Consider the following 13,853-nt stretch of genomic DNA (forward strand, 5'->3'; position numbering starts at 1 on the left):
TTTTCTGCAGTTTTTTACAACATTTTTTTTACGATTATTGAATATATAAAACTGTATATCAAATGGTTATTACATTTCTAAGGATTGACTAAATAATGTTGAAAAAGCAATTGCCATTTCTTCATTATTTTGGGATATCAGAGGGATTAGTGGTTCCTTAGTTGCTGATATAATGCTTACTCAAGAAGCTAAAAATGTATGGCTTCAAAAAACCTTCAACAAAATTATCGAAGCTTATGAAACAGAATTGGGTAAATATGAACAGGCTTTAGCCGAAGCGAAAGCATTAGGCGTACAGATCAAAGGTTCAAACCCCGGTTTCTATAGAAAGATCGAAAATACCATTCTCAGAAGAAACTGTATTTCCTATATGCTGAACCAGAATCCGAATGCAGATCTTACGTTCGGTAAAGGGAAGTATTACAACAACGGGTATTCTTCAGGGGATGAGACATTCCTTAATACGGATATCAAATTAGATGGAAAATTTGATCAGTATGCCGCCTTCATTAAATTTATGGAGTAGGCCTTTGAGTGGGAGATTATGAGCTACCATCTGTACCCGTACTATTGGGGCGAAAGAAAATCCTGGGCAGACCTGTATCAGTTTGATGACAATGATCCGATCTTCCGGGCCTTTATGCAGTCCGGGATGGCAAGGGTAATTGTTACCGTAAGACCTGGATTTGAAGAAGCGGTAAGGCATTTCATGGCAACCGGACAGATCTGGAACGCCGGTGAAGTTCCTGTGATCGACGATCCGTTGTTCCTTTCTTTAGTAGACGAAATGCGCTCTCCGAAAGCGACCAAAGAAGGCGAGCCGTGGAGAGAAAAGATTCCGACTTCCCTTACCATTCTTCAGGCAGATTCTATCGGCCTGAGAGTTGAAAAGGCACTGCCGGGCAATTGTGAGCCGGGCGTGAAGTTCGACGACAACCTGGGTGAAATGTGTGTCAGCAATTTTGAGCTGAATAACAACCAGATCGGGCATTCAGGAGATAAATGGATTGAGATCACATTTAATGAGATGGATCATCTGAATTACAAAAATATCGGTGACGTAGTGTTCCCTAGAAGATACAGATGTATGGATAACGACATGGTTATCGAGCGCGATGCTTCGTGGAATAGTCTTGATTCTGTTACGAAAGCGTACAAGTATTTGGCTGAAGAAGTATCCCAGATAGAAGCTGTGGAAGCTTTTGCTACCGGAGAAAATGGTCTGACGTTTAGGATTAATGCCAGCAAGCTTAAAAACTTTGCATTTACCAAGCCGGGAGGCGATGATGGTCATGATACCCTTAAGTTTTCTGTTGATTTAACGAATTCAGTCTTAAAAATTTCATCTCCTGAATACAATAGGTATGGCAATGAAAGAATTCTGGATAAAAATCTTCAGACAATTTCTGTAACAGAGTACTTGTCAACAATTCCTTTAAGCAGATTTCTGGTATAATCTGAAATCTAATCATTTAAAATTTTAAAAAAATGAGCCGGATAAAACCCGGGGCTATTTGGCAGCACGAAAAAGTGCTGCCTTATATCCTCACGTCCTTAAAGGATAAGATTAACGACATGACTGCCGTAGAAAAGATCATTCTTTTCGGAAGCAGAGGCAGACTTCCTGTTGAGCGATGGAATGAACTGGAGGGAAAAGATTGGGATGTCGTGGTACAGGCAAGGTGTAAGCTCAGAAATGCTCACATTCTGGTGGATGAAGGTTATCATCTGGATCTTTTGGTACTGGATGAAGCCCAGACTGAAGAGTTTACTGAAAATATGACGATCAAAGAACTTTTTCCTGTGAATGAATTGGAATGTTTAATGAGTAAAAATGAAAAAAATGGAAACATATAAAGACAATGAACGACCGTCATTTAATGCTATTTCAAAAGCAAAATGGAAGGAACTGGGAATTTCTAGACCCAAAAATGAATTTGCATTTAAGCAGTATTCAACACAGGAAATGATTGACCAATTTTTTGGAGGAAAGCCATTTATTAAATCGGGAAATTATGAAGTGTACACGGACGAAACAGATCCTTTAAAAGAAACATTGCTAGAAGAAGTAGCAGTGTATCAAAATTTTACAGGAGTTTTCGGAGATATTAAAGTTAAACTTTTTGCTAGTAAAGACGGAATATTTCTTTTAGAAAGATTTCAGGAAATCACAGAGCCGGAAGATAAAACAATCGTTCTTTTCTTAGAAATAAAAGATAAGGAAAGTTTCAATATTAATACTGTTATGCATATGAGAGCAGGACAGGACTTAACAGATCCTTCCAAAGTTCCTTTTGCTGATATTTTGAACTTCGTAAGAAAGCATAATGTTACTATTTCTTCGGATGATATGAAAGAGCTATTAGAAAAAGGAGTAATAGCAAATAAAAAAACATTTTGGATCTGGCTTCTCAAAATAGTGAAGGCTCCCATTACTGATGTTTTTGATTTTTTTGGAGATAAATTTACAAAATTCCTATATGATGGTGCGGCTAATTTTTTCGGAGAAACGGTAGTAAAAGCAATAGAAAGCATAAAAGTTGAAGAATCCGGATGGAATCCAAATTTCCAAAAAGGAGAATTTAATCCGGCACTAATACCGCAAGCACTGTGGAATGAATTGAAGCCGTTTTATGAGCATAAAGCTTCTAAAAGTCCTGCGAAAAATTATGATGACGGACAAAAGGTGGTAAGTAAAGCTATTAATGGCCTTTTTGATTTGTTGGATGATAAGAAAAAACCAATATTAAGAATAGTAGCGGCAGCTCAGTCTTATCTTCCAAAATCTATTTATAAGCTCATAAGTAATGAACTGATCACCTTTTTTGATAAAGTAGATGATCTTAAAAAGCTTCTCAAAGAATCTGTACCAAGTTTACAAACGACTATTTACAGAAGTTTTACTTCTGCAAATGCTTATTTATGTGGGATCTATAATAGCCTGATAGATGTGGTTGCAGGAATTTTTAGCATTATTGGTTTTTTCTTTAGAGCAAAAACAACATTTGAAGAGATATCGAACAATAAAATGCTTTATGCAGAGTATTTCCTGGAAATCGTAGAAGGTATTGTAGAGGGAATCCGAAAGTTTGATGTGGTCGATTTCTTTTTCCAATGTTTTACTTTTCAGGCAAAAATGGCATATAAACTCTATCAATGGGTTTCCAATAATGCTGTAGAAATCACTATGGAAGAAATCTTTTATTACTATGGATACATTGTGGGGCTGATTATTGATATCGTGGTAGAAACGCTTCTTACAGGCGGTGTGGCTGATGTTGTAAAACTTTTTGAAGGAGTTGCAGATTTTATGAAAAACCCATTGCGAAATCTAGTAGAATCCATCGGAAAAGTTGTAAAAACTGCGGGAGATGCTATTGTAATAGGGTTAGAATTTATCCGCTTTATCATCAAAAAGCTGAAAGAAGGATCAAAAGCTTTGTTTGAAGAACTGAGTCGCTGGATGGAAGATATCTTCAGCCTTGGCGAGAAAGTGAAAAACTTTGTAAAGGATATTTACGAGGAGTTTTTTAGTCCAAAAGTACGGGAATACCTAGAGAAGCTGGGACTTCATCCAACTAAATTAGAGAAAGGTGTATTTAGTCTATGTCCAATTCCATAAAAGAAGTAAATGAAAGATATAGAAAAATGCCTTAAATTAGCTACCGAGACTAAAGACGGCAAAAATATTTGCTCCATTTTAAGAAACGATGTTAAAATTGCAGATGATATTCCTGAGGATGATATTCCTAAATATATAGAAAAGCTTAAAGAAGAAGCAAGGAAAGTAGGAAAAACATTGGATGAGCATTTAGATGAATTGGTTGAAGCAAAAAATAATATTTTTAACCGAATTTCTGAAGGTCGATTTACTAAAAAAATATTGAGATCAAATATAGATTTGGTAGATGAAGCTGGAAATACTCTTTTCAGAGTAGCAAAACAAGATTATGAAAAATTTATTTCTTTTGCAAAGAAAACTCCTAAAGAAAGGAAAAATATAATAGAAGAAGTCAATTTAAAATTGAAGAGTAGCAATAAAAAATATAAGCCTGAAAATGCCAAATTAAAAGGATATGACGTTCCTAAAAGTAAAGTGGGAACCTCCCCGGATTTCTCTACAACTCCGCAGCACCTTTATAACAATAAGAGTGTCGTCAAGATTAAGATAAAAGGTGGTAGAGCATTGGATTTTACAGAATCATTTAAAGCAATGGGTATTACTGATAAAAAAGCGATGAAAGCAATTTTAGAAGATTATACATGGCATCATCTAGACGATTTAACGGCTGAATTAGAATGTACTATGCAACTGGTTTTACGTGAAGCTCATGAAGCAACTTATACACATTTTGGTTCGGCAGGTCAGGCACAGAAATCAATACCTTTGAAAAAATATCTAACATAATGAATCAATTTATTTTAACTAAACAATCAGTAACAGAAGCAGAGCTTTCACTATTTGAACAAGAAATAGGATTAAATCTACCCGATAGTTATAAAAAACATATTCTAAAATATAATGGTGGAAGTCCCGAAAAAGATTGTTTTAAGGGAGCTCAGATTGCACATTTCTATTCTATTAAATATGGAAAATCTCCTTTGGAAAAATCTTACAATAGAATAAAAAATCTTTTGCCAAATAAGTTTTTGAATTTTGCTTATGATGGAGGCGGAAATCCTTTTTGCCTTGATCTTAGCAATAGTAGTAATTACGGTAAAGTTTATTACTGTCCTATGGATATGGGAGAAGTAGAGCCGGAATTTCTAGCTGATTCTTTTCAAGAATTTATGGATGGTTTAACAGAAGATTGTGATTATTAATCTATATACTATTTAACGGTAACCCGCGGTTACCGTTATTTTTGTTAAATTATTAGATTTAAGTGATAGTAAAAGTTATGCTTTAATTTAAGTGAGAGTAGGAAAATCGCACAAGTATTCCTTAGCAGAAGATTTCTAAGTATCAGTTTAAGAAAAAAAGTAGGACGGATATTGCAGATTTTGCTAAGAAAGGTAATGCAATTAAATAGGCAGGTACTAACATAACTGGTATTTAATCCAATTTTAGAAGAATAGAAAATTTTGTAAGTAATACTTAAAAAGGCTTAACCGCTTTTTCTTATTATGTTGGAGTAAAAGTATTAAAAGATTTTTTAAATGTTTATCAAGACTTTAAAAGTATGAAAACAGAAATTACAGAATCGGAAAACAGTATTACATTAGCAGACATTCAAAATGTAGAAACTGAATTTAATTTTACAATGCCGGAAAACCTTAAAAAGTTATATTTAAAGTATAATGGGGGTGTAGTAGGAGATGGTTATTATGAGATTAATAGTATAAAATATGGACAAGTTAAGATAGAAGATACTATTGATAGTTTGCAAATAACAGAAAAGCATATACCAAGAGAATATTTGCCTTTTGCTAGTACAGCAGTTGGTCATATATTATGTATATACATAGGTAATGATAGCAAGAAAGGCCAAATTTATCTTTTTCGTTATGATGAAATGGAACCAACCTTCTACAGCAAAACTTTAGAAGAATTTTTTAAAATAAACTCTATTGACGATTTATAATGTTAATCGCAAATTTAATAGTTGGCCCTACTGCCGCACGAATCCTCTCGTGTGGCTTTTTTTTAAACATAATTCTCTAGAATAGTATTATTTTTATTTTTATAAAACATACAATGATGAGTAGAAATTACAAATTTCATCATCCGGAAGGTTTATATTTTATAAGTTTTGCTGTTGTAGGATGGCTTGATGTATTTATAAGAAATGAATACCAAGAGATTCTTTTAGAAAGTATAGGATTCTGCCAAAAAAATAAAGGGTTAGAAATACATGCCTGATTGCATCGTGTCCAGCCATGTCCACTTAGTTTTTAGAAGTATAAACGGACAAAAACCGGAGCTTCTTATCGGTGATTTAAAAAGATTTACCGGCAAAGCAATGGTACAAGCCGTCAAAGAAAACCCTAAAGAAAGCAGAAAGGAATTCCTGCTGGATTTCTTTCTTAAAGAAGGTTCAAAAAGTTCAAATGTAAACCGATATCAATTTTGGAGACCTGATCATAAACCGATTGAACTTTGGAGCAATCCCGTTATCCGCCAAAAAATAAATTATGTGCCTCAAAATCCTGTGGGAGCCGGCTTGGTTTTCCGTGCAGAAGATTACAGATACAGCAGTGCTGTAGATTATTCTGATGAAAAAGGACTTTTGGACAATATTGTACTTTTTTAGAATGTTTGACATTTAAAGAACATCCACACGAAAGGATTCGTGCGGTAGCGGGGGGGTAAAATAGTATCCATTGTAAACGGTAGTGGACATTATTTACCCAGACCTGAATACTTGGATATTGCAATTACTCATTTTAAGGAAATTAATATTATGGCTAACGACTATAGATTGTTTAAATTGAAACCAAAAATAAAATGAAAATAGAAGAAATAAGAATTCCCTCAATGATGGGAGAAAATGTAAAAGTCAAAAAATGGTATGTGAAAAATAATGAAATGGTAAAAAAAAATAGTCTTTTAGTAGAAATAGAAAGTGGTGATTTTGATATGGAGATAAACTCAAATTACTCGGGTAAACTTAAAATTTTACTACAGGAAGACAGTTATGGAAAAACGAATGATGTATTATGTACAATAACTTATTGACCATTTAACCACCAATTAAATTACTTAACGGCAACTAAAAGTTGCCGTATTTTTTTGTTTTTAAATATAGGAATGGTAAAATAAAAGCAAAGAAGAACAAACAAAACGAAGTAGTGAATGAGTTGGTACATTCAGGAAAAGAAACTTTATATCCAAAGGACTTCGTAAATACCTATGATTCTTCTGATGAGCTTGTAACGATGTTTAAGAAAGGCGTAGTTGATAATAAAGAAAGACCAAGAATGAGTGATAGTGAAGTGAAATACATCTTTAATTTTATGATGCATCATCTTCATAAATCAGATACATTTGTAATCGAAACAAAAAATATTTACTATGCCTGTAACTCCTGCCAAAGAGAATTTCTAATGTTTGAAGAATTTTTAAAAGCCAGAGGAAAAACAGTAAAATTTATCGTTCACAGTGATGAAGGAATACTTGGAGATGATGATTTATAAACTTTTAATAAAAAATAAGTAAGTATGGATATTACAATTTTAAAAAGTTACAACGCTAATAAGAACAGTTTAGAAAGGCACCGTCTGCGCAATCCAGAAGGAATGTCTTTAACAGAAATACAAGAATTAGAAATGGCTTTGAATGGGGGAAACCTATTTCCCAAAGCATTTAGAGAATATCTTTATATTGGAGGGAAATATAACGCTCTGGGGTTTAATACAGGTTTAGGAGATTTCAAAGGAATGGATACATATTACAAAAAGAAGGTAAAAGCAAGAGGTTTAAGAATAGACCGTCCCTATTTGATCATAGATAGTTTTGAAGGATACATCTGTATGTTTATCTATTTGGATGAAGGGGATAATCCTACCGTTTGGTTTTGTTCGATAGATGAAGATTATGATTCTGAAGACGGAAAATCTATTTGGAAAGTGCCAGAGCCCAATTTTTCAGCATTAGTAGATGATTTGGTAAATAAAGCATTAAAAGGTCTTACACCTTGGTAAAGTAATAACGGAATATAATTTTAACGGCAACCGCAAGTTGCCGTATTTTTTTGTTTTAGATTTGCTACAGAGCTAAAAGAAGGTGAAAGATATGTTCTATTAAGAATACGGAGAAAAAGATTACTTATTTTGATAACATATTCCAAGATGAACTATGCAAATAATTTTAGTCGGCAAAAATTATTAAGTGAAACAGTAGAAATTAGAAAAATAAGTTAATAATTATGAATAATAAAAAATTAATACAAGATTATATTGAATCAAAAATATCAAAAAAAAAATTTTAAAGGTTCTTTGAATACCTCCGCGCAGCTGTACGAATCCTTTCGTGTGGCTTTTCTTTATAAACATTATCTATCTTTATAAAAGCATACGGAACTACATGAAAAAGTTTTGGAGTGGCGTAAAAAATGTGTGATATGAAATTTCAAGAAAAAGTACAAAAACAATTTAAAAAAGCAGGTTGGCATGATGGGAGGGATGTTAGTTCCCGGTATGAAAATGCTAACATATTGAGATATAGTGATTTTCCACCTTTTTTAAAAAATTTCTTAAAAGAATATGGAGATTTACAAGTTGAAGATTGTAAACCATTTCAATCAAATGTAACCAATATATTAAAATTAGGGATACCTTATGCAGGATATGATGAAGATCAATATTACGATGAAGATTTTACTCTTTATGGTAAGTTTTTGTATCCTTTCGGATATTTCTATCCTGATTGCTATATGGTGGCATGCGATGATGAAGGCAAAATTTATATGTTAGGAGATTATACATTTCTTCGATCAGAAACATTTAATGAAGGGATTGAAAGGTTATTAATTGATGATTGGTCAGGAACTTTAGAGTTCCATGAAGAAAAAAAGAGCTGGGGTAATATCCGAAAATGGTAAAATATTTTTATATTAAATATTCTGACAGCAAACTTATGATCTATAAAAGAACATTAATTATTTAAATAGAATTTAAAAAATATTAATGGGATAGGTAGTTAAAAGATATGAAGGTTGTTTTCCTTTTCAAATTAATAATATTGAACAATATATTAAATATCAATTACTTCCTGCTGCCACACGAATCCTTTCGTGTGGCTTTTCTTTAAGTAAACTTTTATAAACATTGTCTATCTTTATAAAAGCATATGGAACTATTAGAAAAAGTTTTGGAGTGGCGTAAAAAATGTGTGATATGAAATTTCAAGAAAATATACAAGAACAATTCATAAAAGCAGGATGGTACGAAAATAGAGATGTGAGTTCTCTTTATGAAAATTCAAATATTCTAAGATATGAAAATTTTCCGTCATTATTAAAAGAATTTTTAAGCGAGTACGGAAATTTAGAGGTTGAATATTGTAAAAGCCGTCAATCACAAGTGAGAAATTTACTTCAAATATCTTTGGATTATGCAGGATTTGAAGATGACGAGGATTATGATGAAAATTTCGATATTTCCGGAATACTATTTTATCCTTTTGCCTATTTTTTTCCTGACTGTTATATGGTGGCTTGTGATAAAAATGGAAAAGTTTATTTATTAGGAGAAGAGATTTTTTTGATTTCTAAAGATCTAAAATCCGGAATACAAAATCTATTGCTGGATGATTACAGCCAAGGGTATTTAGCATTTGATCCAAAAAAAAATTATAGATTCCTTCGGAAAAATATTCGGGATGGAATAAGTAAATTAAAATATATCTATCACATAAACACTTATAATATTTTTAAAAACTTATGTTGACAGATTAGGAAATGCTAATAATAGCGGAGCCCTACTGCCGCACGAATCTTTTCGTGTGGCTTTTTCTTTAAACATCAAGCCCAATACGGATATAAGCTTAAAGATTTTAGTCTACAACAGCGATAAAATTTCCAAGGCTACTGCTTTTGCTTTCAGAAAATATGATAATATTTTACCGCTCTACGAGAAAGGAGGGGTTATCGTAGAAATCGGAGAGAAAGAGTACGCTTTAATGTATAAAGGAGAGAAGCTTATACAGGGAACATCTAATGATAAAAAAGTTTTAGAGTTTTACCGGAAGTTGAAGAAGAAAATTTCTAAAAACTCAAAAGATTTAGAAGATACTCTTAATGAAACTTCCCAAACCATAAAGTATGAAAATGGCAGAATGGGATATGTGGAAGGGTTGTTTGAAGGTATTGATGTAAACTATAAGCCAAAAGGATTTGAGAGCCTTAAAGATGTTAATGATTATGATCCTAAATACGGCAGGGGCGTTGTAACGAGTTTTGAAGATTATGACGGATATTTTTACCGAAATTTTGATGCCAAGAAAAAGATATTTACATTTAATCATGGGTTTTTACAAGATTTACCAAAATGGGTGAATGATGTAAAAGTTCCATTAGTACAGGGGAAAGGGATTCCCACCCAAGCTTATTTTACATTACGACAGATGAAGTTGTTGGAAATTATTGAAGGAGAAATACAAACCGTAAGGATGTCTCAGATACAGAATTTGGAAACAATGGGGTACATTCATCAGGTAACAGGAGGTAAAAAAATTGTTAATTCTGATGCAATTGATATATTAGCCGCACCAAGTAATGAATACATGAAAACAGTAATGACACAGGCTGGCTATGAAACTATAAGTGGAAGAATTACCGGAAAAGGGCAATATTTCACAGTGAAACAGCTAAAAGCAAGTAAATGGGATATTTCGGATGAGTTTATGAAAAAATTCAATTTATCCGAAAGTAGTATGCTTTATATGAATTTTAATATCGAAGTAAAAGTTAAATATTTAAAATAAAATCATGATACCAATAAAATTATTAGAACTAAAAGGTAAAGAAGTTGTAGGATTTAATAAATATCCTGAATTTGTAAAAGCATTAAATAATGTCTTAGGAAAAGTAGTTGAAATAGTTAACGAACAAGATGAATCTTTTGAAGGATATTATTTACTTCCAATAGGAGCAATTTCATGCAGTAATTTTAGCAAGTCAATAATAAACGAGAAAACGTTTTTGTTAAGCGTGATCAATTCAAGTATTCCTCAATATATTGAAAAATTTACTCCTGCAGGAATAACTAATTGGATGCTGTTTAAAAATGCAAGCACTGCAGTAATTGGCAAGTCGCAAGTAATTGAAAAAATATCTACTCGAGAGGAAGGTAATGATATGATGTATGAAGATTATGGATATGATGAATATGTTCCTATTCCTTTTGATGGTACCTATGAAACTGTTGCCAAATCTATTTTAAGCTATTTAGAAGTTTATGATAAGTGGTTAAAGAGTAAGTAATTAATAAAGCCTGTTTAATAGCAGGCTTTTTATGTATAAATAGGCGAAAACTAATACAAGCACTTCTAATGATAAAAAGTTTCAAAGTTTTACCAAAATCTGAAGAAAAACTAGAAAAGGTTAAGTAAGCTTTTAGAGAAATAGGTATATAAAGGATAAAGTAGTCTAAAATCTATAGTTGCAACAGCAGAAACTGAAAAGGTAAAAGCTTTTGTTGCACTAGAAAAGAAATATATAGGCAAAACTATTGAAAATCCGTTTGAAAAATTGAAAGAAGTATTACCTTTAATTAATCATGAATTAGTAGATAAAGCAGTAATTCAGATAGGGGAAGAAAATTGTCCTGATGTAGTAGATGCTATAATAGATTTCTTGAAAAACAAAAAAATACGTAGAGCGAAGGATAGTGGAAATGAAACATTTGAAAAAGTCGCTGCCAAGTATGGAGGAGGTTATTTTCAGCAACTTCGTCCGGCAAAGATAGAGAACATTTTTCAAACTCCATTAGAACGATTACGGGCATTGATAAAAAATGATGATATCGTGATTATTTATGGGGTTCGTGATTTAAATCGTATAACAAAAAGTACAAGAGGGCATTATTTTATAGGAGTGAAAAAAGATGGAGTATTACACTTGTTTGATGGACAAAGCGGAGAATATCTTGAGCTTGGCAGTACCAGGTCGTCAGAATATATAAATTTCATCCGGAGCAAGTTTAATAAAGAGTTTAAATCCGAAGAAGGAGGAGGATTTAGATTTTTAATAGTAAGATAAACAAAAAACAACAATCTATGTTAACAGATCAGGAAATGCTAATAATAGCGGAGCGCTATTTAAAAAGAAAAGGAGAAATCGGTGGATCGGATATTGAAGTCGTAATACTGACTGACGTGACGATTAAAAAACCATATGGTAATATTTATGATTATCAGTCCAAAGAATATGTCTTAACCGGAAATTTTAATAAATCTCTAACAGGCCATGCCCCGTTTTTAGTAGAAAAAAAATCTGGAAGGGTAGTTCGTTTTGGTACAGCAGGTTCGCTGGAAAGCTATATTGAAGATTATGAGAAAGGGATATTAACACCAACGTTAACCCGATACTGGTACCCTGATGAAGATCGTTTCGATTATAAATAATCATCCATAATCTCTACAAACAAATACAGCAGAAATTTTCTGCTGTATTTGTTATTTTTATTAGTTTAGAAATTGTAAGAATTATAAATAATCATGTTAACAGATCAGGAAATGCTAGCCATAGCAGAACGTTATTTAAAAAGCAGAGCAGAACATTTTGGAGGATCGGATATTGAAGTCGTAATACTGACTGACTTGACGATCAAAAAACCGTATGGTAATATTTATGATTATCAGTCGAAAGAATATATATTAACTGGGGATTTTAATAAATCTCTGGTAGGAAACGCTCCATTTTTAGTAGAAAAAAAAACTGGTAGAGTAGTTGGCTTTGGTACGGCAGATTTTTTAGAAAGTTATGTAGAGGATTATGAAAATGGAAAAATGACACCAAGTTTGGATCTTTATTGGTATCCGGATGAAGATAGGTTTGATTATAAATAACCTGAAGGTTTAGAAGAAACCTAAAAACCAGACCACTCAAAAAATTGGGTGGTTTTTGTTTTATGGGAAGACCATCAAGCCCAATACGGAAATCAGTTTAAAGGTTCTAGCCTACAACAGCGATAAAATTTCCAAGGCTACTGCTTTTACTTTCAGGAAATATGATAATATTTTACCGCTCTACGAGAAAGGAGGGGTTATCGTAGAAATTGGAGAGAAAGAATATGCTTTGGTATATAAAGGCGAAAAGCTGATTCAGGGGACTTCTAATGATAAGAAAATTTTAGAATTTTACCGGAAGCTGAAGAAAAACGAGAAGCGGTTAGGGAGTTTTTAGAAGAACAGATACATGAAGGAGGAAATAGTCTAAAATCTATAGTTGCAACAACAGATAGTGAAGAGATAAAAGCTTTTGAAGAAGGTTTAAAACAATTCTCAAAAACTATTGCCAAACCTTTTGAGAAAATGCCAGAAGCAATGCCTTATTTTAATCATAAATCAATTGAGACTGAAGTGATTCAGATAGGTGATGAGAATTGTGGTAATGTGGTAGATGTTTTAGTTGAATACCTTAAAAACAGGAAAATTACGATTAGCTGAACCATTGAGCATGCAAGGCTTTGAGACTGTAGCAGCAAAATGTGGAGGTGGTAAATTTAGTGATATTGGAATCCCTAGACTTGAAGCCGTATTAGGAGATGGTGATATTGCTGTTATTTATGGAGCTCAGAATATCATCCAAGTGGAAGGGTTGATGGTCATTATTTTATAGCGGCGAAAGTTGATAAAAAAGTGCATTTATTAGATGGACAATCAGGTGAATTTGCTATATATGATGTTAGTGGACCAAACAAAAAACAATATAGAAATTTCATACAAAGGAATTATATAAAGTTTATGTATACAAGAGTAGGTAAAATAAAAAAGTAAAAAGATATGTTAACAGATCAAGAAATGCTAAAAATAGCAGAAAAATTCATACGAAGAAAAGTACATGAAAGCATTGAACCCATAATATTACATGAGGAAACTATTAAAAAACCGTATGGTAATATTTATTATTATCAGTCTAAAGAATTTCTTATGACAAGGGATTTTAATAAACACTTGGCAGGTAATGCTCCTTTTCTGGTGGAAAAAAAGCAGGCAGGGTGGTTGGTTTGGGTACTGCAATGGATTTAGAAGACTATATAAAAGCCTATGAAAATGGAACATTAGGAAAAAACTTAACCCGTTATTGGTATCCGGATGAAGATCGTTTCGATTATAAATAATCATATATAATCTGTACAAACAAATACAGCAGAAATTTTCTGCTGTATTTGTTATTTTTATTAGTTTA

Annotated in this window: 22 protein-coding genes; all 22 read left to right on the forward strand. The window is 32.5% G+C overall.

Features of this window, described 5'->3' with window-relative positions:
- Positions 1-172 precede the first annotated feature (172 nt).
- Positions 173-526: a hypothetical protein gene (locus CHA01nite_RS19595; protein WP_146944549.1), complete on the forward strand. Its 354-nt coding sequence runs from the start codon at positions 173-175 to the stop codon at positions 524-526.
- Between the two features lie 18 nt (positions 527-544).
- On the forward strand, positions 545-1,456 hold the full coding sequence (locus CHA01nite_RS19600) for a hypothetical protein (RefSeq protein ID WP_146944551.1): 912 nt from the start codon (positions 545-547) through the stop codon (positions 1,454-1,456).
- A gap of 32 nt (positions 1,457-1,488) precedes the next feature.
- Positions 1,489-1,857 (forward strand): hypothetical protein, encoded by a 369-nt coding sequence (locus CHA01nite_RS19605; RefSeq protein WP_146944552.1) that lies wholly within the window; start codon positions 1,489-1,491, stop codon positions 1,855-1,857.
- Entirely contained in the window at positions 1,844-3,622 is a 1,779-nt protein-coding gene (locus tag CHA01nite_RS19610) for a phage tail family protein (protein ID WP_146944554.1), read from the forward strand. The genes CHA01nite_RS19605 and CHA01nite_RS19610 overlap by 14 nt, the downstream gene beginning before the upstream one ends.
- A 9-nt stretch (positions 3,623-3,631) precedes the next feature.
- Complete coding sequence (locus CHA01nite_RS19615; protein ID WP_146944556.1) at positions 3,632-4,408, forward strand: HNH endonuclease signature motif containing protein; 777 nt, start codon at positions 3,632-3,634, stop codon at positions 4,406-4,408.
- Positions 4,408-4,824, forward strand: a complete 417-nt coding sequence (locus CHA01nite_RS19620) for an SMI1/KNR4 family protein (RefSeq protein WP_146944558.1) — start codon at positions 4,408-4,410, stop codon at positions 4,822-4,824. The genes CHA01nite_RS19615 and CHA01nite_RS19620 overlap by 1 nt, the downstream gene beginning before the upstream one ends.
- A gap of 359 nt (positions 4,825-5,183) precedes the next feature.
- Entirely contained in the window at positions 5,184-5,585 is a 402-nt protein-coding gene (locus tag CHA01nite_RS19625) for an SMI1/KNR4 family protein (RefSeq protein WP_146944560.1), read from the forward strand.
- Between the two features lie 113 nt (positions 5,586-5,698).
- Positions 5,699-5,863 carry a hypothetical protein gene (locus CHA01nite_RS21030; protein WP_307726004.1) on the forward strand — a complete coding sequence of 55 codons (165 nt, stop codon included), beginning with the start codon at positions 5,699-5,701 and terminating at the stop codon, positions 5,861-5,863.
- Complete coding sequence (locus tag CHA01nite_RS19630; RefSeq protein ID WP_307726005.1) at positions 5,856-6,254, forward strand: hypothetical protein; 399 nt, start codon at positions 5,856-5,858, stop codon at positions 6,252-6,254. Before CHA01nite_RS21030 ends, CHA01nite_RS19630 begins: the two co-directional genes overlap by 8 nt.
- 194 nt (positions 6,255-6,448) lie before the next feature.
- Complete coding sequence (locus CHA01nite_RS19635; protein WP_146944562.1) at positions 6,449-6,679, forward strand: lipoyl domain-containing protein; 231 nt, start codon at positions 6,449-6,451, stop codon at positions 6,677-6,679.
- A 41-nt stretch (positions 6,680-6,720) separates the two neighbouring features.
- On the forward strand, positions 6,721-7,137 hold the full coding sequence (locus tag CHA01nite_RS19640) for a hypothetical protein (protein WP_146944564.1): 417 nt from the start codon (positions 6,721-6,723) through the stop codon (positions 7,135-7,137).
- 24 nt (positions 7,138-7,161) lie between these two features.
- Entirely contained in the window at positions 7,162-7,644 is a 483-nt protein-coding gene (locus CHA01nite_RS19645) for a hypothetical protein (protein ID WP_146944566.1), read from the forward strand.
- Positions 7,645-8,063: 419 nt separating this feature from the next.
- Positions 8,064-8,543 carry an SUKH-3 domain-containing protein gene (locus tag CHA01nite_RS19650; RefSeq protein ID WP_170234785.1) on the forward strand — a complete coding sequence of 160 codons (480 nt, stop codon included), beginning with the start codon at positions 8,064-8,066 and terminating at the stop codon, positions 8,541-8,543.
- A gap of 295 nt (positions 8,544-8,838) precedes the next feature.
- Entirely contained in the window at positions 8,839-9,390 is a 552-nt protein-coding gene (locus CHA01nite_RS19655; RefSeq protein ID WP_170234786.1) for an SUKH-3 domain-containing protein, read from the forward strand.
- A gap of 55 nt (positions 9,391-9,445) precedes the next feature.
- Positions 9,446-10,426: a hypothetical protein gene (locus tag CHA01nite_RS19660; RefSeq protein WP_146944571.1), complete on the forward strand. Its 981-nt coding sequence runs from the start codon at positions 9,446-9,448 to the stop codon at positions 10,424-10,426.
- 4 nt (positions 10,427-10,430) lie between these two features.
- Entirely contained in the window at positions 10,431-10,925 is a 495-nt protein-coding gene (locus tag CHA01nite_RS19665; RefSeq protein WP_146944573.1) for a hypothetical protein, read from the forward strand.
- A 267-nt stretch (positions 10,926-11,192) separates the two neighbouring features.
- Complete coding sequence (locus CHA01nite_RS19670) at positions 11,193-11,702, forward strand: SRPBCC family protein (protein WP_146944575.1); 510 nt, start codon at positions 11,193-11,195, stop codon at positions 11,700-11,702.
- 17 nt (positions 11,703-11,719) lie between these two features.
- Positions 11,720-12,067 (forward strand): hypothetical protein, encoded by a 348-nt coding sequence (locus CHA01nite_RS19675; RefSeq protein ID WP_146944577.1) that lies wholly within the window; start codon positions 11,720-11,722, stop codon positions 12,065-12,067.
- Between the two features lie 93 nt (positions 12,068-12,160).
- Entirely contained in the window at positions 12,161-12,511 is a 351-nt protein-coding gene (locus CHA01nite_RS19680; RefSeq protein WP_146944579.1) for a YrhB domain-containing protein, read from the forward strand.
- Positions 12,512-12,566: 55 nt separating this feature from the next.
- The gene (locus CHA01nite_RS19685) at positions 12,567-12,848 is read left to right on the forward strand and encodes a hypothetical protein (protein WP_146944581.1); all 282 of its coding nucleotides are present in this window, start codon (positions 12,567-12,569) and stop codon (positions 12,846-12,848) included.
- 225 nt (positions 12,849-13,073) lie between these two features.
- On the forward strand, positions 13,074-13,283 hold the full coding sequence (locus CHA01nite_RS19690) for a hypothetical protein (RefSeq protein WP_146944583.1): 210 nt from the start codon (positions 13,074-13,076) through the stop codon (positions 13,281-13,283).
- A gap of 164 nt (positions 13,284-13,447) precedes the next feature.
- Positions 13,448-13,693, forward strand: a complete 246-nt coding sequence (locus CHA01nite_RS19695) for a hypothetical protein (protein ID WP_228458470.1) — start codon at positions 13,448-13,450, stop codon at positions 13,691-13,693.
- The last annotated feature ends 160 nt before the right edge of the window (positions 13,694-13,853 follow it).

The organism is Chryseobacterium hagamense (assembly GCF_007991455.1).
Lineage (GTDB): Bacteria > Bacteroidota > Bacteroidia > Flavobacteriales > Weeksellaceae > Chryseobacterium > Chryseobacterium hagamense.

Excerpts from the sequence above, each read along its gene's own strand:
- CHA01nite_RS19630 (WP_307726005.1), top strand. The coding sequence starts at position 5,856 with ATGCCTGATTGCATCGTGTCCAGCCATGTCCACTTAGTTTTTAGAAGT.
- CHA01nite_RS19595 (WP_146944549.1), top strand. The coding sequence starts at position 173 with ATGCTTACTCAAGAAGCTAAAAATGTATGGCTTCAAAAAACCTTCAAC.
- CHA01nite_RS19695 (WP_228458470.1), top strand. The coding sequence starts at position 13,448 with ATGTTAACAGATCAAGAAATGCTAAAAATAGCAGAAAAATTCATACGA.
- CHA01nite_RS19665 (WP_146944573.1), top strand. The coding sequence starts at position 10,431 with ATGATACCAATAAAATTATTAGAACTAAAAGGTAAAGAAGTTGTAGGA.
- CHA01nite_RS19645 (WP_146944566.1), top strand. The coding sequence starts at position 7,162 with ATGGATATTACAATTTTAAAAAGTTACAACGCTAATAAGAACAGTTTA.
- CHA01nite_RS21030 (WP_307726004.1), top strand. The coding sequence starts at position 5,699 with ATGATGAGTAGAAATTACAAATTTCATCATCCGGAAGGTTTATATTTT.
- CHA01nite_RS19610 (WP_146944554.1), top strand. The coding sequence starts at position 1,844 with ATGGAAACATATAAAGACAATGAACGACCGTCATTTAATGCTATTTCA.
- CHA01nite_RS19625 (WP_146944560.1), top strand. The coding sequence starts at position 5,184 with ATGAAAACAGAAATTACAGAATCGGAAAACAGTATTACATTAGCAGAC.
- CHA01nite_RS19615 (WP_146944556.1), top strand. The coding sequence starts at position 3,632 with ATGAAAGATATAGAAAAATGCCTTAAATTAGCTACCGAGACTAAAGAC.
- CHA01nite_RS19620 (WP_146944558.1), top strand. The coding sequence starts at position 4,408 with ATGAATCAATTTATTTTAACTAAACAATCAGTAACAGAAGCAGAGCTT.
- CHA01nite_RS19605 (WP_146944552.1), top strand. The coding sequence starts at position 1,489 with ATGAGCCGGATAAAACCCGGGGCTATTTGGCAGCACGAAAAAGTGCTG.
- CHA01nite_RS19675 (WP_146944577.1), top strand. The coding sequence starts at position 11,720 with ATGTTAACAGATCAGGAAATGCTAATAATAGCGGAGCGCTATTTAAAA.
- CHA01nite_RS19650 (WP_170234785.1), top strand. The coding sequence starts at position 8,064 with ATGAAATTTCAAGAAAAAGTACAAAAACAATTTAAAAAAGCAGGTTGG.
- CHA01nite_RS19680 (WP_146944579.1), top strand. The coding sequence starts at position 12,161 with ATGTTAACAGATCAGGAAATGCTAGCCATAGCAGAACGTTATTTAAAA.
- CHA01nite_RS19655 (WP_170234786.1), top strand. The coding sequence starts at position 8,839 with ATGAAATTTCAAGAAAATATACAAGAACAATTCATAAAAGCAGGATGG.
- CHA01nite_RS19600 (WP_146944551.1), top strand. The coding sequence starts at position 545 with ATGAGCTACCATCTGTACCCGTACTATTGGGGCGAAAGAAAATCCTGG.
- CHA01nite_RS19635 (WP_146944562.1), top strand. The coding sequence starts at position 6,449 with ATGAAAATAGAAGAAATAAGAATTCCCTCAATGATGGGAGAAAATGTA.